At 71.3% G+C, this 22,780-nt stretch carries 20 protein-coding genes; 8 read left to right on the top strand and 12 right to left on the bottom strand.

From position 1 onward, the window contains the following. Positions 1-7: 7 nt before the first annotated feature. Positions 8-2,125, bottom strand: coding sequence for a HelD family protein (locus C8E87_RS07990; protein ID WP_133872494.1), 2,118 nt, complete (start codon positions 2,123-2,125; stop codon positions 8-10). A 433-nt stretch (positions 2,126-2,558) separates the two neighbouring features. Continuing rightward, positions 2,559-3,506 (bottom strand): alpha/beta fold hydrolase, encoded by a 948-nt coding sequence (locus C8E87_RS07980; protein WP_133872492.1) that lies wholly within the window; start codon positions 3,504-3,506, stop codon positions 2,559-2,561. A 168-nt stretch (positions 3,507-3,674) separates the two neighbouring features. On the opposite strand from C8E87_RS07980, the gene C8E87_RS07975 reads away from it, so the two are divergent. Then, entirely contained in the window at positions 3,675-4,295 is a 621-nt protein-coding gene (locus C8E87_RS07975) for a carbonic anhydrase (protein ID WP_133872491.1), read from the top strand. 144 nt (positions 4,296-4,439) lie between these two features. Here the strand turns inward: C8E87_RS07975 and C8E87_RS07970 are convergent, their stop codons facing one another. Next, on the bottom strand, positions 4,440-4,766 hold the full coding sequence (locus tag C8E87_RS07970; RefSeq protein WP_133872490.1) for a hypothetical protein: 327 nt from the start codon (positions 4,764-4,766) through the stop codon (positions 4,440-4,442). A 233-nt stretch (positions 4,767-4,999) separates the two neighbouring features. Here C8E87_RS07970 and C8E87_RS07965 point away from each other — a divergent pair, with 233 nt between their 5' ends. Both C8E87_RS07965 and C8E87_RS07960 read left to right on the top strand, forming a co-directional pair. Then, positions 5,000-5,491, top strand: coding sequence for a DUF3145 domain-containing protein (locus C8E87_RS07965; RefSeq protein ID WP_133872489.1), 492 nt, complete (start codon positions 5,000-5,002; stop codon positions 5,489-5,491). A gap of 42 nt (positions 5,492-5,533) precedes the next feature. After that, positions 5,534-7,249, top strand: a complete 1,716-nt coding sequence (locus C8E87_RS07960; protein WP_133872488.1) for a glycoside hydrolase family 3 protein — start codon at positions 5,534-5,536, stop codon at positions 7,247-7,249. Positions 7,250-7,291: 42 nt separating this feature from the next. Here C8E87_RS07960 and fabF read toward each other — a convergent pair whose 3' ends face one another. The 5 genes from fabF to C8E87_RS07935 all read right to left on the bottom strand — a co-directional run bounded on the left by fabF (position 7,292) and on the right by C8E87_RS07935 (position 12,057). Then, entirely contained in the window at positions 7,292-8,518 is a 1,227-nt protein-coding gene (fabF, locus tag C8E87_RS07955; RefSeq protein ID WP_133872487.1) for a beta-ketoacyl-ACP synthase II, read from the bottom strand. Between the two features lies 1 nt (position 8,519). After that, on the bottom strand, positions 8,520-8,762 hold the full coding sequence (locus tag C8E87_RS07950; protein ID WP_133872486.1) for an acyl carrier protein: 243 nt from the start codon (positions 8,760-8,762) through the stop codon (positions 8,520-8,522). 51 nt (positions 8,763-8,813) lie between these two features. Further along, entirely contained in the window at positions 8,814-9,764 is a 951-nt protein-coding gene (locus C8E87_RS07945; protein WP_133872485.1) for a beta-ketoacyl-ACP synthase III, read from the bottom strand. After that, positions 9,761-10,705 carry an ACP S-malonyltransferase gene (locus C8E87_RS07940; RefSeq protein ID WP_133872484.1) on the bottom strand — a complete coding sequence of 315 codons (945 nt, stop codon included), beginning with the start codon at positions 10,703-10,705 and terminating at the stop codon, positions 9,761-9,763. The genes C8E87_RS07945 and C8E87_RS07940 overlap by 4 nt, the downstream gene beginning before the upstream one ends. Positions 10,706-10,860: 155 nt before the next feature. Beyond that, complete coding sequence (locus C8E87_RS07935) at positions 10,861-12,057, bottom strand: PucR family transcriptional regulator (RefSeq protein ID WP_133872483.1); 1,197 nt, start codon at positions 12,055-12,057, stop codon at positions 10,861-10,863. A 483-nt stretch (positions 12,058-12,540) separates the two neighbouring features. On the opposite strand from C8E87_RS07935, the gene C8E87_RS07930 reads away from it, so the two are divergent. The 5 genes from C8E87_RS07930 (at position 12,541) to C8E87_RS07910 (ending at position 16,786) form a co-directional block, all read left to right on the top strand. Then, a complete protein-coding gene (locus tag C8E87_RS07930) occupies positions 12,541-12,780 on the top strand; it encodes a hypothetical protein (RefSeq protein ID WP_239080488.1) in 240 nt (79 codons plus the stop codon). Positions 12,781-13,428: 648 nt separating this feature from the next. Continuing rightward, entirely contained in the window at positions 13,429-13,974 is a 546-nt protein-coding gene (locus tag C8E87_RS07925; RefSeq protein WP_133872482.1) for a TetR/AcrR family transcriptional regulator, read from the top strand. 46 nt (positions 13,975-14,020) lie between these two features. Beyond that, a complete protein-coding gene (locus C8E87_RS07920; protein ID WP_133872481.1) occupies positions 14,021-14,536 on the top strand; it encodes a SigE family RNA polymerase sigma factor in 516 nt (171 codons plus the stop codon). Further along, positions 14,533-15,291: a hypothetical protein gene (locus tag C8E87_RS07915; protein ID WP_133872480.1), complete on the top strand. Its 759-nt coding sequence runs from the start codon at positions 14,533-14,535 to the stop codon at positions 15,289-15,291. The genes C8E87_RS07920 and C8E87_RS07915 overlap by 4 nt, the downstream gene beginning before the upstream one ends. Positions 15,292-15,445: 154 nt before the next feature. Continuing rightward, the gene (locus C8E87_RS07910; protein WP_239080768.1) at positions 15,446-16,786 is read left to right on the top strand and encodes an IS4 family transposase; all 1,341 of its coding nucleotides are present in this window, start codon (positions 15,446-15,448) and stop codon (positions 16,784-16,786) included. Between the two features lie 36 nt (positions 16,787-16,822). Here C8E87_RS07910 and C8E87_RS07905 read toward each other — a convergent pair whose 3' ends face one another. The 4 genes from C8E87_RS07905 to C8E87_RS07890 all read right to left on the bottom strand — a co-directional run bounded on the left by C8E87_RS07905 (position 16,823) and on the right by C8E87_RS07890 (position 22,743). Beyond that, the gene (locus C8E87_RS07905) at positions 16,823-17,491 is read right to left on the bottom strand and encodes a hypothetical protein (protein WP_133872479.1); all 669 of its coding nucleotides are present in this window, start codon (positions 17,489-17,491) and stop codon (positions 16,823-16,825) included. Between the two features lie 306 nt (positions 17,492-17,797). Next, a complete protein-coding gene (gene gltX / locus C8E87_RS07900) occupies positions 17,798-19,204 on the bottom strand; it encodes a glutamate--tRNA ligase (RefSeq protein WP_133872478.1) in 1,407 nt (468 codons plus the stop codon). A gap of 13 nt (positions 19,205-19,217) precedes the next feature. After that, the gene (locus C8E87_RS07895) at positions 19,218-20,459 is read right to left on the bottom strand and encodes an MFS transporter (protein WP_133872477.1); all 1,242 of its coding nucleotides are present in this window, start codon (positions 20,457-20,459) and stop codon (positions 19,218-19,220) included. Positions 20,460-20,628: 169 nt separating this feature from the next. Then, a complete protein-coding gene (locus C8E87_RS07890) occupies positions 20,629-22,743 on the bottom strand; it encodes a methyl-accepting chemotaxis protein (protein WP_133872476.1) in 2,115 nt (704 codons plus the stop codon). Positions 22,744-22,780: the final 37 nt, after the last annotated feature.

Here is a 22,780-nt window from a genome sequence, read left to right as displayed (position 1 = left end):
CGCCGCCTCACCACTCGGCGGCGGTTCCGACGGTGGTCAGGCGCTGGGTGGCCCGGGACAGGGCGACGTAGAGGGTGCGCAAGCCGGCCGGGTCCCAGGTCAGGGATCCCGGCTCGATCAGCACCACCGCGTCGTACTCCATGCCCTTGGCCTCCAGCGCCGTGACCACCTGCACCCTTTCCGGCAGGCCGGCCACCCACTGCGCCATCTCGTCGCGCCGCGGCACCGGGGTGATGACGCCGATCGTGCCATCGACGTCGGCCAGCTGCTTCTCGGCCACCTCGCGGACGAGATCGGGCAGCCGGGCGGCGTCGGTCACCACGTCCACCGGTTCCACACCGGTGCTGCGCACGGCGGTCGGCAGCGGCAGGTCCGGCATGATCCGGCGGATCACCGAGGCGGCCACCGCGAAGATCTCCGACGAGTTGCGGTAGTTCGTGGTCAGCGCGTAACTGGTGCGCTTGCGCAAACCCAGCGCCTTTTCCCGGGCGCGGTCGAGCTCGTCCGGGTCGCCGGCCCAGGCCGTCTGCGCCGGGTCGCCGACGATCGTCCACGACGCGAACGAGCCGCGGCGGCCGATCATGCGCCACTGCATCGGCGAGACGTCCTGCGACTCGTCGACCACCACGTGCGCGTACTCGCGGTAGTCCTCGTCGCGCTGCACCTGCTGGGCCCGGGCCGCCGCCTGCCGCTCGTTGGCCGTGCTCAGCTCCTGGATGCCGTCGCGTACGTGAAACGGGTTCTGCGCCTTCTTGGCCGGCCGGCGGGGGCGTCCCAGCAGCTCGTCCAGCTCGTCCAGCAACGCGACGTCGGCGATCGTCGGGCCCTGGGCAGCCAGCGCGTCGAACGATCCCTGCAGGCGCCCGATCTCGTCCCGCGAGAGCAAACCTTGCGCGTACGCCCGCAGACGAGCCGGATCGGCCAGCCAGCGCAACACCCGCATCGGCGTGAAGCGCGGCCACCAAGCCTTGAGGAACTCGCGGAAATCGGGCCGGTCGGCCAGCTCCGCCTCGAAGTCTCGCTTCTCGGGCAGGCCCGTGACCTTGTGCTGGCGAGCCTGCGCCCACAACGCGTCGAAAACCCGGTCGAAGCCGTGGCCGCGCACCTCGTTGCGCCGGGCCCCGCGGGGCAGCGCCGACCGCCGGATCTTGTCGAGCTCGGCCTGCCCCAGGCGCAGCAGCGTGCCCCGATAGAGCAGGCGCAGCTCGGCCGGCCCGCCGGGCACCGCGTCGTGCGAGGCCCGCTCGAGCACCCGCCGCATGCGCAGCGAACCCTTGATCGCGGCGATGTCGTTCGGGTCTACCCGGGTGGCGTCGTAACCCGGCACCAGCGTGCCCAGCGAGCGCAGGGTCGCCGTGTCCTCACCCAGCGACGGCAGCACGGTGGCGATGTAGTCGACGAAGACGCCGGACGGGCCGACCACCAGGATGCCGCCGCCGGCGAACCGGTTGCGGTCGGAATAGAGCAGGTAGGCCGCCCGGTGCAGGGCAACGGCGGTCTTGCCCGTGCCCGGTCCGCCGGTCACGATCGTCACGCCGGAGGCGGGGGAGCGGATCGCGTCGTCCTGCTCGCGCTGGATGGTGGCCACGATGTCACGCATGCCGCGCCCGGTCGCCTTGGACAGGCTGGCCAGCAGCGCGCCGTCGCCGACCACGCGCATGTCGTCCGGCGCGGCGTCCGGGTCGAGCAGGTCGTCCTCGATGCCGGTGACCCGCTCACGGCTCGACTGGATCATGCGGCGGCGCACCACGCCCAGCGGGTCGGCCGGGGTGGCCCGATAGAACGCGGCAGCGGCCGGCGCCCGCCAGTCGACCACCAGCGGCTGCGAGCTGTCGTCCCGGATGCCCATGCGCCCGACGTAGTGGGTCGCCCCCGTGTTCAGGTCGAGCCGGCCGAAGACCAGGCCCTCGTACTCGGTGTCGAGCGCGTGCCGGCGGCGGGCGGCGTGGAACACCATCGCGTCCCGCTCGACCAGGGCGCCGAACGTGCCGACCCCGGCGAGCTGATAACCCTCCTTCTCGGCCCGTGACGCGTCGCGGCGGAGCTCGGCGAGCCGGGCATAAACGCGGTCGACGTGCTTCTGCTCGACCGCGATCTCCTGCTGAAGAACGGTGGCGTCGCTCAAGACGGTGAATCTCTCTTTCCGGCACCCCGATGCACGCGTTCGGGCAGCGTGCTCGCGTAAGGGGAGCACTCGAACTTACTCCGTCGAGGCCCGTCGCGTCTCACCCGGCCCGCACATCGACGCGGCCGCCGCGCACGGGCGGCGCCGCGGCGGCCCCGTCCTCGCCGGAGGGCCCGTAACACCCGGCCCGACTGGGTGTCAGCGCGAGGCGGGGCGGCGGATCGGTCGCCGACCAGACCACCTCAAGACGACGAGAGCTCAGAGCTCAGAACTCAGAGCTCAGAGCCGAGAGCTCAGAGCCCAGAGCCCAGAGCCGAGAGCTCAGGGCCCACCCGACCGGGGGACCCCCGCCCACGGCCATTTTATCGAGGTGGCGGATCTTCGGAGGCGCCGCGATGCGGGCCTGTGGACAACCCGCGGGCTGTGGACAGCGCTACGCGGCCTTTCTGAGTGTGCTGGCAATACGCCGAATGCGGCAGCGGGCAGCGGGGGTGGCCCGCTCGACGATGGCGGTGAGCGCCGCTGACACGTCGTGCGGCCGTTCCAGCGGCAGCATGTGACCGGCACCCGGCACCACGCGCAGCTCGGCGCACGGCAGCGCCTCGGCGATCGACCGGGCGCAGGCGGTCGGGGTCAGCCTGTCCCGCTCGCCGACCAGCACCGTGGCGGGCACGTCGCCCAGCTCGGCCAGCGTGTCGAGGCGCTGCTGGGCGCCGATCGAGGGGCGGAAGGCGCCGATCGAACGCAGCGAGGCCCGGCCGAAACAGCGCATGGCCAGGTCGAGCGCCTCCTCGTCGCAGTCGTCGCCGAAAAGCAGCCAGCGCACGGCGGGACGCAGCGCCGGCAGCAGGGCCCGGTGCGGGCGCCACGGGCCGGAACGGGCCAGCAACCCCGCGCCGATCGTCTCGCCGGTCCGCATCAGCGCGGCGATCCGCGCCGGCAACCCGTACTGGGTATGGGTGTGGCCCTCGGCGGTGGTCGAGACGAACAGCAGTCCGGCGACCCGCTCGGCGAACACCCCCGGGTACGCGTGCGCGAACTCCATGATCGTCATGCCGCCCATCGAGTGCCCACCGAGCACGACCGGCCCCCTCGGGGCGTACCGGCGCAGCACCTCGGCCAGATCCTCGCCGAGCTGTCCCAGCGTCGCCCCGCCGAGACCGGTCGCCCCGGAACGACCGTGCCCCCGGGTGTCGTACACGATCACTCGCGGCCGGCGCGCGCCGAGCAGACGTAACGCCGCGACCTGGTGTTTCCACGTACGCCTGTCCTGGCACCAGCCGTGCGCCAGCACCACGGTGAGCGGGGCATCCTCCGGCCCGTACGCCTCGACGTTCAGCCGTACGCCGTCCGGGAGAGACAATTCCGTTCGCTCGGACATGGGCACCTCCGTGATCCGCACGGTCCCGTAGTACCCACGGGTAATAAGCATCACTCGCGATCACCGGAAATGCCAGACCGATCTTCGCCAGGGCCGGAAGTCCCGTGCGGAACGTGAATTGGCTCGCACACGCTGCTAATGACGTCGAACTGGGCGAGAATCACCCGTATGACGACCGACCCGTCGGCGGGCCCCGCCGCACCTATCACGAACGCCGCGGAAGCTCTGGCGGAGCTGGTGGCAGGCAACAAGCGATTCGTCAGCAGCCGCCCCGAACACGGGCACGACGTCTCCGCGGCCGCCGCCTCGTCCGCCCGGCAGCAGCCGCACGCGGTGGTGCTCGGATGCATCGACTCCCGGGTGCCGCTCGAGGCCATCTTCGACCAGACCTTCGGCTCCATCTGCGTGGTGCGCTCCGGCGGCCACGTCGTCGACCGGGCAGTGCTGGGCTCGGTCGATTTCGCCGTGTCCGAGCTGGGTGTGCCCCTGGTCATGGTCCTGGGTCACAAGCGCTGCGGCGCTGTGGCCGCCACCGCCGCGGCCCTGCGAGCGGGCCAGATCCCCGCCGGCGAGATCGGCTACCTGGTCGACGAGATCGCCCCCGCCGTACGCGAGGTCGGGGTCGACGACCCCGACGCCGCCGAGAAGGCGATGGTTGTGCACGTCGCCCACACGGTCCGCCGTCTGGGCACAGTCGACGTGGTGGCCGACGCGGTGGCCGCGGGCCGGGTCAACGTGGTCGGCGCCGTCTACGACCTCGACACGGGCGTGGTCGAACTCCTGCCGTGACCCGGCCGCCGGCCTGCCCGCCGCAAAATCCTTTTTGTCGGTAATCCACCCTGGTGATCTCGGTGGGTGATCTTCGAGGGATGCAAGAAAGCGCCTGTCGGCCGTAGCCGGCAGGCGCCTCGCTTGTTCGTGCGCTGGTGTTTCTCAGCCCTCGAAGACGCCGGCCTCGGCCAGACGCTTCTCGGTGGCGGCCCAGCCGTGCGACGGGTTCGCCTCGTCGAGCGCGCCCAGCTCGGCGCGGATCTTGGCACCGTGACCGGCCGCCGAGAGAGCGCGGATCTCCTCGACGAAGGCGTCCGAGTCGGTCTTGAGGTGCGCGGTCTTGCCGTTGGTCAGGTTCCGCACATAGGCGAAGCGGCCGTTGGCCAGCGGGATGAGGTACTTGTACTCACCCAGCACGCTCAGGGCGCCGCCGGATCCCTGGCCGGCGCGAACTGATGCGCGGGCGGTCTTTGAGGTGTTGCTCGCCACGGCGGAACTCCTTGGGAAAAGCAGAAAAAAGGCCGTGGCAACTCTACACGATGCTCGGCGACCGTGCCGTACGAGCAGGTTGAGGCGTTGAGCAGGGTGTGCCACTACGGCCGATCCGATGTCGATGTTGCCGATTCTCTGGCGCACCATCCGTACCAACCGGCATCATGGGACACGATCAACCGCGGTCGAGGTCGTAGGGGAAGACGCACCTCGGTCTTCGGGAGGTCACCGTGCCAACGTGTGGCGTCGTATACGTCCACTCGACCCCACTTGCCGTGTGCCAACACGTCGAGTGGGCGATCGCGCGCGTACTGACAGCGCCGGTCACGCTGCACTGGACACCGCAGCCGGTCGACCCCGGCATGCGGCGCGCCGAGTGCAGCTGGACCGGCCGGGCCGGTACTGGCGCCGAGCTGGCTGCTGCCCTCCGGCAGTGGCCCATGATCCGTTTCGAGGTGACCGAGGAACCGAGCCCGGGTGTTGACGGCGAGCGTTTCATGCACGTCCCGGGTCGCGGCCTCTTTCACGGGATCATGGGCGCGTCGGGCGACATCCAGATCGGCGAGGACCGGTTGCGCTCGATCATGGCCTCCGCGCGGGCGCCGGAGGCCCTTTCGCATGCCCTGGAAAAGGCGCTCGGCTCCGCCTGGGACGCCGAGCTCGAGCCTTACCGGTACGCGGGTGACGGCGCCCCGGTGACCCTGCTGACCCGGGTGGGCTGACCCGCGCGTTACGCCCGAATGGCCCCCTGATTCGATGCTCTCATGAGGATCGTCCGAGCCGCCCTGTTCCTCCCGCTCGTGCTGGCCGCCGCGGCGTGCGGGTCGGACGACGCCCCGCCGCCGCAGGCCACTGCCTCGGCGCCACCGGCCTTGCCCTCGGTGCTGCCCTCCACGCCGGCCTTGGCACCGGCTGATCCGGCGGCGAGCGCGGCCGCCGCCGTGGCCGCGATGAGCGACGCCGACCTGGCCGGTCAGGTGCTCATGCCGTACGCGTACGGGAGCAACGCGACGACCGTGGACAAAGGCTCGGCCGCCGGCAACCAGGGGCTGGCCGGGGTGAACACGCCCGCCGAGATGATCACCAAGTTCCGGCTGGGCGGCCTGATCCTGGTCGGCTTCACCGCCAAGGACCCGACCGGCGCCACCAACCCGACCACCAACGTCGAGAACCCGAAGCAGGTCCGGGAGCTGACCGACGGTCTGCAGGCCGCGGCCCGGCAACTTCCCGGTGGCGCCCCGCTGATGATCGGCACGGATCAGGAGTACGGGGTTGTCACGCGTGTCACCGAGGGCGTCACCATGCTGCCGTCGGCCATGGGCACGGGCGCGGCTGGTCAACCCAAGCTCACCGAGGGGGCCTGGCGGGCCGCGGGTGAGGAACTGGCCGCCATGGGCATCACGGTGGACTTCGCCCCGGTCGCCGACACCCTCGGCCCACCCGCGAACACGGTGATCGGCTCGCGCGCGTTCGGCAGCGATGCCAAGGCCAACGCCGCTCAGGTCGCTTCCGCCGTACGGGGTCTGGAAGGCTCTGGGGTTGCCGCGGGACTGAAGCACTTCCCGGGGCACGGGCACACCAGCGGCGACAGCCACGAGGGCCTGCCCGTGGTGACGCAGAGCAAGGCCGCCTTGACGGCTCAGGACCTGCCGCCGTTCAGGTCGGGCGTGGACGCGGGCGCCGGCGTGGTCATGTCCGGCCACCTCGACCTGCAGGCGCTCGACAAGGGCGTGCCGGCCACGTTCTCCAAAAAGATCATGACGGATGTGCTGCGCGGGCAACTCAAGTTCACCGGCGTCGCGGTCACCGACGCGATGAACATGCCGCCCGCGATGAAATGGGCGCCGGGCGAGGCCGCCGTACGGGCCCTCAACGCCGGCAACGACATGCTGCTGATGCCGCCGAACATCGCCGCCGCCCGCGACGGCATCCTGGCCGGGCTCAAGGACGGCTCGCTCAAGAAGGAACGCCTGGTCCAGGCGGCCACCCGCATCCTGACGCTCAAATTCCGCACCGCCGCCAAGAAGCAGCCCGGCCTGTCGGTTGTCGCCTCGCCGGCCCACGAGCAGGCGGTCGGGGCGCTCGACGCCGCGTCGATCACGGTGCTGCGCGGGCCCTGCTCGGGGGCGCTGCTGAGCGGGCCGGTCACCGTCACGGCGTCGGGCGGCCGTGAGGTGGCGCGCGTGAACCTCGTACGGGCTCTGCAGGCTCAGGGTTTCGACGTACGGGCCGCGGGCGGCACGGTGATCCACCTCGTCGGCTACGGGGACAAGTCGGTGGACCTCTCGCCGGCGGCTCGGGTGACGGTTGCCATGGACACGCCATACCTGCTGGCCGCCGCGAAGTCGCCGGTGCTCGTGGCCACGTACTCGTCGAGCAAGTTGTCGCTGAACGCCCTGGCCGCCGTGGTCGCGGGCAAGGCCAAAGCCCCGGGCCGGTCACCGGTCGCGGTGCCGGGACTACCCCGTACGGCGTGTTGAAAGGGCCCGGCCGAGCGGCCGGGCCCTCCTGGAGGTCAACGATCAGGCGCGGGTGAAGACGAGCGCGACGTTGTGACCGCCGAAGCCGAACGAGTTGTTCATCGCCGCGTTGATCTCGAGCGGGCGGGCCTTGTGCGCCGCCACGTCGAGGTCGAGTTTGTCGTCCGGGTCGTCCAGGTTGATCGTGGGCGGAACCACGCCGTCCCGGATGGCCAGGATGGTGGCGATCGACTCGAGAGCGCCCGCCGCGCCCAGCAGGTGACCGGACATCGACTTGGTCGAGGTGATCACCGGGTGGGTGCCGACCGCCGCCTTGATGCCGACGATCTCGCCCATGTCGCCGACCGGGGTCGACGTGGCGTGGGCGTTGACGTGCGCGATGTCGGCGCCGGTCAGCCCGGCGTCGCGGATCGCCCGGCTCATCGCCCGCGCCCCGCCCTTGCACTCCGGGTCGGGCTGGACGATGTCGTAGCCGTCCGAGGTGATGCCGGCGCCGGCCAGCCGTGCGTAGATCCGCGCGCCGCGGGCCTTCGCGTGGTCGGCCCGTTCGAGCACCAGCGCGCCCGAACCCTCGCCGAAGACGAACCCGTCGCGCCCCTTGTCCCACGGACGGGAGGCCTTCTCCGGCTCGTCGTTGCGGGTCGACATGGCCCGCATGTTGGCGAAACCGGCGTACGGCAGGGGGTGGATCACCGCTTCGGTGCCACCCGCCAGAACCATGTCGGCCCGGCCGGACCGGATGATGTCGAGGCCCAGAGCCATCGCCTCGGCGCCGGTCGCGCAGGCGCTGGCCATGGCGTGCACCCCGGCCTGCGCCCCGAGCTCGATGCCGACCCAGGCCGCCGGCCCGTTGGGCATGAGCATCGGCACCGTGTGCGGGCTGACCTTGCGCTGCCCGGACTCCTCCAGGATGTCGTCCTGGCTGAGCAGCGTGAGGGCACCCCCTATGCCGCTGCCGAGGCTGACGGCCAGGCGTTCCTTGTCGATCTCGGCGCCCTCCAGGCCGGCGTCGGCCCAGGCCTGCTTGGCGGCGATCAGCGCGATGGCCTCGGAACGGTCGAGCCGGCGCATCCGCACCCGCTCGATGACCTCGGACGGGTCGACCTTGAGCTGCGCCCCGATCTTGACAGTGAGCTGCTCGGCCCACTCCGCGGTGAGTCGGCTCACCCCGGAGCGGCCGGCCAGCAAAGCGTCCCAGGTGGACGCGACGTCCCCGCCCAACGGGGTGGTCGCGCCGAGCCCGGTGACGACGACGTCGACGTTACTCATGTCAGTGGTTCGCCTCGATGTAGCTGACGGCGTCGCCGACGGTCTTGAGGTTCTGCACCTCGTTGTCGGGGATCTTGACGCCGAACTTCTCCTCGGCGGCCACCACGACCTCGACCATGGACAGCGAGTCGACGTCCAGGTCGTCGGTGAAGGACTTGCCCTCGGCGACGTCGTCCGGGTTCACGCCGGCGACCTCCTCGAGGATCTCGGCGAGGCCCAAGGTGATCTCTTCGCGAGTAGCCATGTTCTGGTGTTTCCTCTCCAATGGGTGGGGACTGCTCCGGTTGATCAACGCTTACGGACAGCGAACGACCTGGCCGGCGTAGGTGAGGCCGCCGCCGAAGCCGAAGAGCAGCACCGGGGCGCCCGAGGCGACCTCGCCGCTCTCGATCAGCTTCGACAGGGCCAGCGGCACACTGGCCGCGGAGGTGTTGCCCGAGTGGATGATGTCCTTGGCCACGACGACCTCGGGGCCCAGGCCCAGACGCTTGACGATGCCGTCGATGATGCGGGTGTTGGCCTGGTGCGGCACGAAAGCGGCCAGCTCGGACGGCTTGATCCCGGCCTTCTCGCAGGTCTCGAGTGCGAACGGGGCGAGCGCGGTGGTCGCCCAGCGGAACACCGTCTGGCCGTCCTGCTCGATGTAGGGCTGCCAGCCCTCGATGCGCAGGGCGTCACCCTTCTCGGGCGCCGAGCCCCACAGCACCGGGCCGATGCCGGGCTGCTCACCGTCGGCCACCCCGGTCACGATGGCCGCGCCGGCGCCGTCGCCGAAGAGCACGGCGGTCGTACGGTTCGTCCAGTCGGTGACGTCGGACAGCTTCTCGGCGCCGATGACCAGGGCGTTGCGCGACGCGCCGGCCCGGACCGCGTGGTCGGCGGTGCCCAGCGCGTACGAGAAGCCGGAACACGCGGTGTTGAGGTCGTACGCCGCGGGGGCGTTGATGCCCAGCCGCGCCGCCACCCGGGTCGCCACGTTGGGGCAGCGGTCGACCGAGGAGCAGGTGGCCACGGTGACCAGGTCGATGTCGGCCGCGGTCAGGCCCGAGGCGGCCAGCGCCTTCTCGGCCGCGAAGGTGGCCATGTCGGCGACCGACTCGCCGTCGGCGATCCGCCGCTCGGCGATGCCGACCCGGCTCTTGATCCACTCGTCGTTGGTGTCGATCGTCGCCGCGAGATCGTCGTTGGTGACGACGCGCGAGGGCTGGTAGTGCCCCATCGCGAGAATGCGGGTGCCCGCGGTCATCGTGTTGCTCCTTCGATCGGGTGCCCACTGTGCCGGGCGATGAGGTCGCGGGCGGCGGGCAGGTCGTCCGGCGTGTTGAGGGTGACGATCTCAGGGGCCCCTTCGCCCTTGAGCTCGCGCTTGACCAGCCCGGCCAGGGTGCCGGCGGGCGGCAGCTCGATCACGCCGGTGACGCCGAGATCGGCCAGCGCGCGCATCACAAGATCCCAGCGGACCGGCGCGGTGACCTGGCGGACCAGGCGCTCGACCATCTCGCGGCCCTGCGTCACAGCCGTGCCGTCCAGGTCGGACAGCAGCGTGCGGACGGGATCGGCGACGGTCATCCCACCGGCGACGGCGGCCAGCGCGGTCTCGGCGGGCGCCATGTAGGGCGTGTGGAATGCGCCTGCGACCTCGAGGGGGCGTACGCGGGCCTTCTCGGGCGGCTCGGCCGCCAGCTGGGCCAGCCCGTCGAGCGACCCGGCCGCGACGACCTGGCCGGTGGCGTTGCGGTTGGCCGGGTGCAGGCCGTGCTTCTCGAGCGCGGCGAGCACCTCCTCAGGGTCGCCGCCGAGCACCGCGCTCATCCCCGTGGGTTCCAGCGCGCAGGCAGCAGCCATTTCCTTCCCCCGTACGCCGGCCAGCGCGATCGCGACCTCAGCCGAGAACACCCCCGCGATCGCCGTCGCGCCCAGCTCGCCGACGCTGTGACCGGCGACCACGTCGACCTGTTCCAGCGGCAGCTCGCCGGCCGCGAGCAGTGACGCGGCGACCAGCAGAGGTTGCGTACGGGCGGTGTCTTTGATCTCGTCGGCCTCGGCCACGGTGCCGAGACGCAGCAGGTCGGCGCCGGCGAGTGCCGACCACCACCGCAGGTTGGTGTCGGCGCCGGGCAGGTCGAGCCACGGGGTCAGGAAGCCGGGCTTCTGGGAACCCTGGCCGGGGGAGAGTACGGCGAGCACGTCCTCGACTCTTCCGGATCGGTCGCGGTTGCGGGGTTGGCGGCGTCTACCAAACCCTACGACGACTGTTGTGGGAATCCTACAAACGTGTCCGAGGATCACCCCCCTTTGCCCGGCTTTGAAGGCCTGCGAACGACCCCTTCGCCGAGGGTGAGCTACGTCGCAGGGTCCAGGCGTCCCACGGTCAGCGCGATCCGGAGCGCGAACGCGTCCCGGCCGTCCAGCGGCGACAACCCGGTGACCTCGGTGACCCGTTTGAGCCGGTACCGGATGGTGTTGGGGTGCACGAACAACTCACGGGCGGTGCTCTCGAGCACGCCGCCGGTGGCGAAGAAGGCGTCCAACGTCTCCACCAGCCCACTGCCGGCCCGCATCAAAGACCCGTACGCGTCGTGCCGCAACGTCCGCCGCGCCTCCATGTCACCGGCCAGGGCCCGCTCGGGCAGCAAGTCGTCGGCGGCCACCGGATTCGGCGCGCCGGGCCAGGCCGGCGCCGCGCGGAACCCGGCCAAGGCGGCCCGGGCCGACTCCGTGGCCTGGTCGAGCGACGGCACCGCCGGCCCGACCGCGATCGGCCCCTCCCCGAAACTCCCGGCCAACGCCCCCGCCGAGGCCATCGGATCGGTCGCGCCGCCCATCACCACCACGAGCCGGTCGCCGTGCACCCCGCCGATCACCTCGATGCGGGCCCGGCGGGCGGCCCGGTAGACCGCGTGCAGCACAGCCGTGATGTCACCGCCCGGCGAGCGCCCCACCACCACGGCCACCGGCGGCGCGTCGGCCCAGCCCAGCGCGGCGGCCCGGCTGGCCAGCACGTCCGACGAGTCACCCCGCAACAGGGCGTCGACCAGCAGGGCCTGCAACCGCGCGTCCCAGGCGCCCCGCGACTCGGCGGCGCGGGCGTACACTCGGGCCGCGGAGAAGGCGATCTCGCGTGAGAACTTGAGGATCGCCTGCAACAGCGGCTCCTCCTCGCCCGGCGCGGCCATCGCGGCCACCTCGGCCTCCGCCACATCGATCGTGACCTTGATGAGCTGCACGGTCTGCGTCAACGTGATCGACCGAGCCAACGCCCGGGGCGCCGCGGCGAACACGTCATCGGAGATCTCCTGCGTGGCGGGCGCCACCACCCCGCCCGACCGCAGCCACTCCACCAGCGAGCGGACACCGGCCTGAGCCACGAGCATGACCTGCGACCGCTGATCGGCCGGCAGGGCGCGGAACCACGGAAGCGTCTCGTCCATGCGCGCCACGGCCGAGGTGGCCAGGGCGCCGGCGTGCCGCTCGATACGCCGCAGGGTGGCTGCGGGGGGCGGTTTGGCGGCTCCCCGGGGTGGTGCGCTCTCGGACACGTCCCCAGCGTGCCACGGCCCTGATGGGGGCGCGGTCCTGGCATGCTGCGTTCCCGGGTGGGCGGGGCCGGCACGCGCTCACCGATCTCCCCCTGGGTGCTGGTCCTGATTTGTTGACTGCTCCTGGCCTTTGCCCTCCGCCCCTGACCACCCACCCGGGGGGCTTCGGGTGGGAACTTAGCGGGGAGTCAAGCCGGGGTGGCGAGTTGTCCACAGGTGCGGTGGGCGGGATTTCGGGCTGTCCACAGCGGGTGCGCGGCGTGGGGTGTTTTCCGGTTTTGTCCGGGAGTGGCGACGTCGCGTGCCGAGCGATTTGTCCGATTGTGGGCTTATAGTCCGGAGTAGCGGTCAGCCCCTGCCGCGACTTCGGTCGGTGACCTGGCAGGGTGTCGTCCTAGCGTCGGCAGACTTGCGGCCGCCAGGGGGTAAAAGTGGGCCGCCAGCTGCCGATCAATGAGCGCGAACATGCTGAGGGGAGGCGAGATGACGGAACGGGAGAACGAACCCGCGCAGCCGGCGGAGACGCTGGCCGCGGCCCTTCCGGTGATCGCCGTGCCGGCAGTGGAGGAACCACCGGCCGACCAGGACGATCCGGACTCGGGTCCGAGCCGGGGCGCTTGCCGCACCGAGCTGCGGGGTTGGGCGGGCGCCCACCTGCACGGGGCGGTGCGTCCGCGCCGCCGGGCCGCTGGCCGCGGCCGCCCGCCGGGCCGCTGGTGCTGACAGCCGTCCGGATCTGAGGGCGGGGCGCAACGATCCGTTCCCGGCTGCGCCCGCCGCTGCGTCATCGTGATCGGGGTCATCCACTGGTCCGGCAGCGCCCGCACCGGAGGGGCAGCGCCCGCCCACTGGTCCGGCAGCGCCCGCACCGGAGGGGCAGCGCCCGCCCACTGGTCCGGCAGCGCCCGCACCGGAGGGGCAGCGCCCGCCCACTGGTCCCGCAGCGCCCGCACCGGACGGCAGCGCCCGCCCCGGACGGCAGCGCCCGCCCCGGACGGCAGCGCCCGCCCCGGACGGCAGCGCCCGCACCGGACGGGCAGCGCCCGCACCGGACCCGCAGCGCCCGCCCCGGACCCGCAGCGCGACGGCAGGCCGGATCCGGCGACGGGCTCTCCGGTGACTGACAACAGGCCGATCGTCCCGACACGCCGAACGGTCCGCCCCGGTCTCGCGAGACCCGCCCCAGCCGACAGCGCCCGGTAGGAGAACGCCCCGATCCGAACCCACCGCCCGCATCCGAACCGGTTACATGCTTCGTGGGAGGATAAGAGCCGATAAGAACGGCCAAAGCCGCACGCGCACAGCGGCAGCCGGGCGAGACCGGCGGGCGCGTCCTCCGGGAAGGCGCACCAGGGCGGGAACGGTGGACCGGTGGACGACAAGAGACGGCTGATCCTCGACCAGGCGCTGGCTCTGGTGGACGAGCGCGGCCTCGCCGCCATGTCGATGCGGGCGGTGGCCGAGCGGGTCGGGCTCACGTCGATGGCCCTCTACCCGTACGTCGGTGGCAAGGACGCCCTCCTGGACGGCCTGGTGGACCTGCTCAGCCTGGAACTCGGCGACGAGGTGGGCGGGGACCGCCCCGACGACTGGCGGCACCGCCTGCGGGCACTGGGCCGGTCCGTACGGGCATTGGCCAAGCGGCACCCGGGCGCGTTCCCCCTGCTGCTCAACCGGCCCGCCGCCGGCGCCTCGGCCTCCTGGCTGACCGCGGCGCTGCGGGGCGTGCTGCACGACGCGGGGGTGCCCGAGGCCCACATCCCGCGGATGGCCCGCATGTTCCTCGCTTTCCTGCTGGGCTACGCGACCGGCGAGGTGACCGGCGCGACCGTCGTGGCGAGCGACAGCGACGACGAGTTCGAGGCCGACCTGGCCGATCTGGTACGCCTCGTCGAGGTCGCCGTTCGAGTCGCGTGATCGGCGTTCGGCACCGAACAGGGGGTTTCCCGCCTATAAAGGGCCTATGTCCGGCGACAACCACGTGGCGAAGCACGACGGCAAGAGCCGCCTGCGTGATGAGGCCCTGCGCGAGTTCGTCACCAGCCGCTTGCCCCAGCTGCGCCGTACGGCGTTCCTGATGTGCGGCGACTGGCAGATGGCTTCCGAGCTGACCCACGCCGCCCTGGCCCGCCTGGTGGCCGACAGCCGCCGCGGCGCGGTCGCCGACCCGGACGTCTTCGCGTGGTCCGACCTGATGGAGGCCTGCCGCCGCCGTAACCGCCGCCGGGAGCACGTCTTTGTGGCGTCGGCCGGTGCGGCGGGGGTGGAAGCCGAGTCCATCCTGCTGCTGGACGCCCTGCACAAGCTGGCGCCGCGGTGCCGGGCCGTGCTGGTGCTGCGCTACTTCGACGGGTTCGACGTGGACGCCACGGGGGCCATGCTGGACCTCGACGACGAGCAGGTCACCGCGTACGAGCGGGCCGGGCTGGCCGCCTTGGAGAAGCTGCTCGGCGAGTCCGAGGCAGCGATGGCCGGATGAGCGCGCCGCTGAGCCGGCTCCTCGAGCATGTGCTGGAGGGGGAACCGCCGATCGGTGACGAGGTCGACGCCGTCTTCCGCCGGGCCGATCGGTTGCGCCGGCGCCGTACGCAGGCCGTGCTCGCGCTGGGCGCCGCGACCGCGGGGATCATCGCGGTGCTCGGCTACGTGCTGACGTCGGCCCTGTTGACGCCGCCGCCGGCGCCAGTCGAGAAGCCCAGCCAGGCCCCGGTGCTCACCGCTAAGCCCAGCCCGGCTCCGGCTGACCGGGTGCGCGACGTGATCGAGCCGCTGGTCGAGGGCCGTGAGCTGCGCGTACGGCCGGGGCAGCCGGAACGCGGGGACGGCTGGCGCCGGTACGAGATCACCGACTCGGACGGTCGGTCCCGCGGCGCCGTGCAGGTCGCGGCGTTCGACGTACGCAAGAAGTGGTGTTTCCCCGTGGCGGCGGACCCCGGCGAGTGTGCCCGCCCGGACCGTGCCGCTGGTCTGGAGTTCGTCCGCTACGACGATGTGGACGACCCGGATCGCCAGGTGCGGCAGACCATCGCGCGGCGGCTCGACGACGGCCGTACGGTGGCTGTCATGGCCGCCGGGAAGCGGGACGCGGGGGCGGACCGCGGGCGGCCGGCCCTCACCGGCGCCCAGGTCGAGCAGATCGCCACCGACGAGCGCGTGTTCGAGGCGTTCGGCCCCGACGAGGACTGCGACAAGGGCTGCCCCGACTTCGAGACCCCGGTCGAGGAGCGGGACTAGACCCAATGCCGGGTAGTTAAGCGCGGCGGTGGTTGGTCAAGAGGGTGTGTTGGTGCTGAGACTGGCAGCGGGACTCCGGTAGGAGAGGTACGTCCGCCAAAGACATGCCTTACCGCCGGGAGCCCCGCTGTTGGTTCAGTCTGTCATTACGCGTGTGGTCCGGGTCGCGGCAGGCCCGTTCGCGCCGGGTCATCTGGGTGAGCTGACCCAACAGGTGCCGTTCGAGATGATCGATACGGTCCTGGCTCAGACCCGCTGTACTCAGCAGCGGGTTCGGGACCTGCCCTCGCGGGTCGTGGTGTATCTGTTGCTCGCGGGGTGTTTGTTCGCCGAGATCGGCTATCGGCAGGTGTGGCAACGCCTGATCAGTGGCCTGGACGGGCTGCCGGTCACGGACCCGAGCGCGGCCGCGTTGACCAAGGCCCGTGCCCGGGTCGGCCCGCAACCGTTACGGGCGTTGTTCGACCTGCTGCGCGGCCCGGCAGCCAGCATGGCCGGGCCGGTGCGCTGGCGCGGTCTGCTGGTCTGCGCGATCGACGGCACCACCTTGTTCACGGCCGACACCACGGCGAACCTGGCCCGATACTCCAAACAACGCGGCGGACGCACCGGCGGGTCGAGCTATCCGATGCTGCGGCTGGTCACGATCATGGCCTGCGGCACCCGATCGGTGATGGACGCCGTGTTCGGGCCGATCACCAGCGGCGAGACCACGTATGCCAAGGATCTTCTCGCCCGGCTACCCGCCGGGGTGCTGTTGCTGGCCGACCGCAACTTCGCCGCCGGTCAGCTGCTCAACCTCGTGACCGGCTGCGGATCACATCTGCTCGTCCGGGCCAAGACCGGCCGTGGTGGTCCGAAGCTTCCCGTACTGCACCGTTTGGTCGACGGCTCCTACCGGTCGATGTTCGGCGGCCAGAGCGTCCGGGTCATCGACGCCGAGATCAGCATCAAGACAAAGGCCGGCACGGTCACCGGTGTCTACCGGCTGATCACCACCCTGCTCGACCCGGACGCCTACCCCGCCACGACGATCTTGCGGCTCTATCACGAGCGGTGGGAAATCGAGACCGCCTACCTGGAGATCAAATCGAGCATCCTCGACGGCCGGGTACTACGAGCACGCACCCCGACCGGCGTCGACCAGGAAATCCACGCGCTGCTGGTCACCTACCAGATCCTGCGCACCGCGATGACCGACGCCACCAACAGCGACACCAGCACAGACCCGGACCGGGCCAGCTTCACCATCGCCCTGCACGCCGCCCGTGACCAGGTCATCCAAGCCGCGGGTGTCATCGCCGACACCGTCATCGACCTGATCGGCAAGATCGGCCGCCTCGTCCTCGACGACCTCCTGCCCGCCCGACGGCTACGCGTCAACGCCCGCACCGTCAAACGAGCCATCTCCAAATACAACGCCCGCGGCCCAAACATCGACCGGCGCACCTACCAGGCCACCATCAGCCTCACCATCCTCGCCGGACCACCTTGACACCCAGCCCGGACCCTTAACTACCCGGCATTGGGACTAGACCCGGCGGCGGATCAGGAACGCGATGCCGGCCACGCCGATGAAGATCACCGCGATGACCGCGCCGTTGAGCAGGTACAGCCGGCGCATCTCGCCGAGCACCTCGTCGACGCCCGCGGCCGCCTCGGCGTCCTCGACCAGGTCCTCACCGATGCCGCCGCCGATGCCGCCACCGACCACGTCCGGCTTGGCCTCGAGCGGCACGCCGCTGACCCGCAACGTCTCGGGCAGGGTGAGCCGGCCGTAGAACCAGCCCTCGGCCGCTTTCTTGCCGCCGGGCTGCTTGGCCAGGCGGTGCGCCCGCGGGCCGCCGACGGCCGACGGGAACACGTCGTACGTCTGCAGGCCCGTCTTGCCGGCCAGCACCGTGATCGTGTATTTCGCGCCGAGCTTGTCGGCGGGCAGCGCGGCCGTCTGGGACCGGGCCGAGTACATCCAGTTGACCTCGCTGAGCAGGCTCGAGAAGAGCCGCTTGCTGTCGCCCTGGGTGATGACGATCGGGTCGTCGATGCCCTTGCCGGTGATCTGGATGGTGTTCGGCTTCGGCGCCGGTTTGGGCGCGCCCTCCGCCATCGCGGCGCCGGGCGCGAGCCCGGCCGCCAGCACGGCCGCAGCCGCAAGCACTCCGGTCGCCGCAACGAACCGCGTGATCGCCCCTCGAACCATCGTCCGGCCTCCCCGCCCCCGTGGTGGACATGGCTTCGCGAGCCATCCGCCGTCCACCTTTGACGTGGAACGACCGAGTCCTAAGCCTTCCCGAGCAGACGCCCGGGCGCATCTCGGGCCGCACGAATTGTTGCCATCCGGAGGATGACCTTCGAGACGACGACGGCCGTTGATCAGTGGCGAGATAGTACCCAGTCCGCGCAACGCGGAAGGGGCCCGGTCACCCGCTCAGCGGATTTCACCACCGTTACGGCGGCGGGCGAATAGCCGACCGGACCCCACATGCGGTAAAGGGGAGCAAATGGGTCAGAGGCGCGCGCGGGCGGCCCGCAGCCGGGCGAGCGTGCGCTCCTTGCCCAGCACCTCGATCGACTCGAACAGCGGGAGCCCCACCGAGCGGCCGGTCACCGCGACGCGTACGGGGGCCTGGGTCTTGCCGAGTTTGAGCTCGCGAGCCATGCCCACCTCTTCGAGCGCGGCCTTGAGCGGCTCGGCCGACCACACGTCGAGCCGCTCGAACGCGGCGACCGTGGCGTCCAGGATGTCGGCCGCGCCCTCCTTCATCGCCTTGGCCCACGACGCCTCGTCGATCGCCGGCTCGTCGAGGAAGAAGAAATCGACGTACTCCACGATCTCGCTCAGCACCGCGATGCGGGTCTGCGCGAGCGGGGCCACGGCCGTGAACACCTCGGCGTCGAACGCGGCCGGCTCCCACGGTGGGGCCGGGATCGTGTCGGTGCCGCTCAGCCACGGCGTGCAGAGCTGGATGAACTCGGGGACCGAGAGGGCGCGGATGTAGTCGCCGTTGAACGCGCGCAGCTTCTTGACGTCGAAGAACGCGGACGCGTGGTTGACGTCCTCGAGGCGGTACTCCTCCTCGATGACCTGCCACGGCACGATCTCGCGGTCGTCGGAGGGCGCCCAGCCGAGCAGCATCAGGTAGTTCTTCATCGCGGCGGCCAGGTAGCCCTCGTCGCGGTAGCTTTCCAGGGCCACCTTGTCGCGGCGCTTGGACAGTTTCTGCCGCTTCTCGTTGACGATGACGGGCACGTGCGCCCAGACCGGCGGGGTGTGCCCCAGCGCCTCCCACAGCAGCTGCTGCTTGGGCGTGTTGGGCAGGTGCTCCTCGGCCCGGATCACGTGCGTGATGTCCATCGACATGTCGTCGACGACGTTGGCCAGCAGGAAGACCGCCGAGCCGTCGCTGCGCGCGATGACGAAGTCCTCCATCAGCTTGTTCTCGAAGGTGGGCTTGCCGCGCACCAGGTCCTCGACGACGGTCTCGCCCTCGTCGGGGGTGCGGAAGCGCAGCGCGCGGCCCTCGCCCGGCCCGTAGCCCTTGTCACGGCAGAAGCCGTCGTAACCGGTGTGCTGGTTGCCGGTGCGGGCGATGACGTCCTCGCGCCTGCAACCGCAGTAGTAGGCCTTGCCTTCGCCGTAGAGCCGGGTGGCCGCCGCGGTGTGGTCCTGCGCGTAGGACGACTGGAAATGCGGTCCCTCGTACGACCCGCGCTCGATCCCGATCCAGTCGAGCGCGGAGATGATGCCCTCGGTCCACTCGGGACGGTTGCGGGCGGCGTCGGTGTCCTCGATCCGGAGCACGAAGACGCCGTCGTGCTGCTTGGCATAGATCCAGTTCTGCAGCGCCGAGCGGGCGCCGCCGACGTGGAACATGCCGGTCGGGGAGGGGGCGAAGCGTACGCGAACAGTCACCCGACCAGACTACCTAGGGCACCGAGCGGATTTTCACCACCGCCACGGCCCCGACCAGACTGACCAGCGCGGTGGCGCCGAACAGGGCGGGGTAGCCGCCCAGGCTGGTCACGATGGGGGCGGCCAGCAACGGGCCGAGCGCCTGCGGGGCGGCGCTGGCGATGTTGATCACGCCCAGGTCCTTGGCCCGGTCGGCCTGGCTGGGCAGCACCTGGGTGATCAGCGCGGTGTCGACGGCCAGGTAGACGCCGAAACCCATGCCGAACAGGAACGCCGCGACCAGCGAGATCGTCCAGGTGGGCCAGATCGCCAGCAGGGTGGCGGCGATCGCGATCAGCACGCCCGACCAGATCACGAAGATCTTGCGTCGGCCGACCCGGTCGGAGAGCCAGCCGCCGATCATGGCGGTGCTGATCATGCCTACCGTGTAGAGCAGGATCATGTAGAGCAGGCCGGTGTCCGGGTCGTCCAGCCCGACCGCGTCGTCGAGGAAGTAGAGCAGGTACAGCGTGCCCAGCGCGTTGCCCAGCTGCACCAGGAACCGGGTGCCCCAGGCCCACATGTAGTCGGGGTGCCCACGCAGGTCGATCTTCCAGCGGGCCCGGACCTTGGTGCCCGGCGGCAGCGGGTCGTCCTTGGTGAGCAGGGCGAACGGCACGGCCAGCACGACCAGCCCGAGCCCGAGCGCGATGTAGCCGGTGCCGATGTCGGTGAACACGGCCGTGACCAGGATGGCCCCCATGACCAGGCCGAGCGCCTGCGGCATGCCGATCCAGCCGGACACCAGCCCGCGCTGCGCGATCGGCACCCGGTCGGGCACGGCGGCGGTCAGCGAGGCCAGCATGACGTTGATGCCGACCGTCACGAAGCACCAGGCCACGATCACCGTGAGCAGGTTGGACGCCTCGGCCAGCACCGCGATCGACAGCACCGACAGGATGCACCCGGCCAGCGTCCAGACATGCCTTCGCCCGTACGGGCGTCCGAAGAGCTTGATCCTCGTACGGTCGGAGAGCGCGCCCGCCAGGGGGTTGACCACAATGGCCACGACCGCGCCGATGCCGGTGACGACGCCCAGCCACAGCTCTTTGCTGTCCGGCGTGATCTCGGCGACCTGCTCGGGCAGGAGCACCTGGATCGGCGTGAAGTACGCCATCCAGAGCCCCAGGTTGGCCGCGAACAACAACCCGATCCACGACCGGCGAACGGGTTCGACCGGCGTGGCGAGGACGGGGACTCCGTGAGCGACGGCCATCCGGCCTCCTGATGGGGCGTATTTCCTCGGAGATTAGAGGATCACCGATCTCTCGGGAAGGCCCCGTTGCCACCCACGGGGGCAGCTTACGGAAATCTCGCACCACCGGTCCATACTCCGGAACGCATTCGAACGAACACTTAACGTGCGTCCCGGCGCCGCCGTACGCCTACACGGTGAACCGGTTCACCAGCGTGGTCAGCCGTCGCGCGGTGGAGTTCAGCTCGTCGGCGGCCTGATGCGACACCGACACCGAGGCGCGGGTGCCCTCCACGGCGCCGCTGACCACCCCGATGCCCTCGGCGATGTCCCGGCTGCCCGACGCCACCTCGGAAATGTTGCGGGCCATCTCGGCGGTCGTCGCGGCCTGCTCCTCGACCGCCGCCGCGATCGCCGTCTGATAGTCGTTGACCTGCGCGATCCGGGCCGTGATGGCCTCGATGGCGTCGACCGCCCGGGTGGTGTCGTTCTCGATCGCTGCGACCCGCGCGGTCACGTCCTCGGTGGCCCGCGCCGTCTCCTGGGCCAGCTCCTTGACCTCGTTGGCGACCACGGCGAAGCCCTTGCCGGTCTCGCCGGCCCGGGCCGCCTCGATGGTCGCGTTCAGCGCCAGCAGGTTGGTCTGCTCGGCGATGCCGGCGATCAGCCGCACCACGTCAGCGATCTTGGTGGTGGAGTTGCGCAGCTCGCCGATCACGCCGGCGGCGGTCGCGGTCAGGCCCACGCCGTCGCGGCCGGCGTCCGCCGCGTCCTGCGCGTTGCTCGAGATCTCGCGGATCGAGGCGCCCATCTCCTCGGCGCCCGCGGCCACGGTCTGCACCACGGTCGAGACGCTCTCGGCGGCGTGGTTGACCGCGCCCGCGCGGCTCGACGCCGCCTCGGCCGAGCCGGCCAGCTCGCCGCCGGTCGCGGCCACGTGCCCGGCGGTCGAGGTCACCTCCTGCGACGCGGTGGTGACCTCGATCATCACCGTACGCAGTTGCCCGGCTGCCGTGTTGAGGGCGGCCGACGCCGTGGCGATCTCGTCGGTGCCGTGGACCGGCACGGTCACCGTCAGATCGCGCTCGGCCAGCCGGGACAGCCCCCCGGTCAGCCCGGCCAGGCGGCGCGAGATGCGCCGGGCCAGCACGCCCGCGATGATGCCGCCGATCAGCGTCAGCAGCACCGCCGCCACGACGAGGGTCCAGAGCATTTCCGAACGCCCGTCGCGGACCGTGTTGACCGGGCCGGCCGCGTCGTTGTCGTACCCGCCGACCACGATGGCCCAGGAGTACGGCGCGTAGAAGGCGACCGTCGTGGTGGTCGGCCCGGCCTCGGCGCCGCCCGAACCGGGCAGCTGGTACTTGGTGGTCCAGGTCTGTCCCTCGGTGAGCGTGGGCGCCTTGGCCACCAGCTCCTTGACCCACTCGGCGCCGGCGGCATCGGTCGACTCGAGGTCGGCACTGCCCGTCGCGGTCCGGGTGTTGGAGGCGACGACCCGGCCCTGGTCGGCGGCCGCGGTGCTGAAGACGGTGAGCCAGCCGTTCGCGCCGACCTCACCCGCCTCGACCGCCTCGGTCAGGTTGGCCAGCGCCTCGGTCTGCGGGATGCCGGCGTACAGGGCGCCGATGACCTCGCCCGCCGCGTTCTTGACAGGGTCGTAGGCCGAGACGTACGGGGTGCCGACCACCTGGGCCACGCCCCGGTACGGCTTGCCCGCCTTGATCGCGGCCGCGACCGTGTTGGGCTTGCCGTCCGGGCCGGTCGCGGGGATGTACGTGCCGATCGCGCGGGCGCCGTTGGCGGCCTTCACGGTCGTGCCGACCCGCAGCAGGTCGCCGGCGGCGTTCATCCGCTGGAACACGGTGATCACCGAACTGGACAGCTTCGCCGCGTCGTCGACGAACGGGGTCGTCACCTTGAAGTCGTCGTTGCGCCCGAGCCACGTGCCGTCCACGGTGAGCCGGGGAAGGCGTACCGAGGTCTTGGCCTGGGTCACCTGGTTGGTGGCCGTCCACGTGGTCGTCTCGTCGGAGAAGCGGGCGCCGCCGCGCTGCGCCAGCAGCTCGGCGGCCGCGCGCATGCTGACGTTGACGCTGTTCTGCACCTCGTCGCCGACCGACTGCACCAGGGTCGTCACGTCGGCCGTGGTGCGTTCCAGGGAGGCGGCGTTCTGCGCCACCACCTCGCGCTCGGTTCCTGCGGCGAAGCTGCCGCTCTCCCCGGCGCCCACGAGCACCAGCACGGCGGCCGTCCCGATCACCCCGCCGAGGCCCAGGGCGAGGAGCTTGTGACTGATCTGCATCCCACGGCTGTTCCGTCCCACCTAGCCTTATCGGCGG

The sequence above is a fragment of the Paractinoplanes brasiliensis genome (assembly GCF_004362215.1).
GTDB classification, from domain to species: domain Bacteria; phylum Actinomycetota; class Actinomycetes; order Mycobacteriales; family Micromonosporaceae; genus Actinoplanes; species Actinoplanes brasiliensis.
This window is presented reverse-complemented; position numbering and strand designations above follow the sequence as displayed.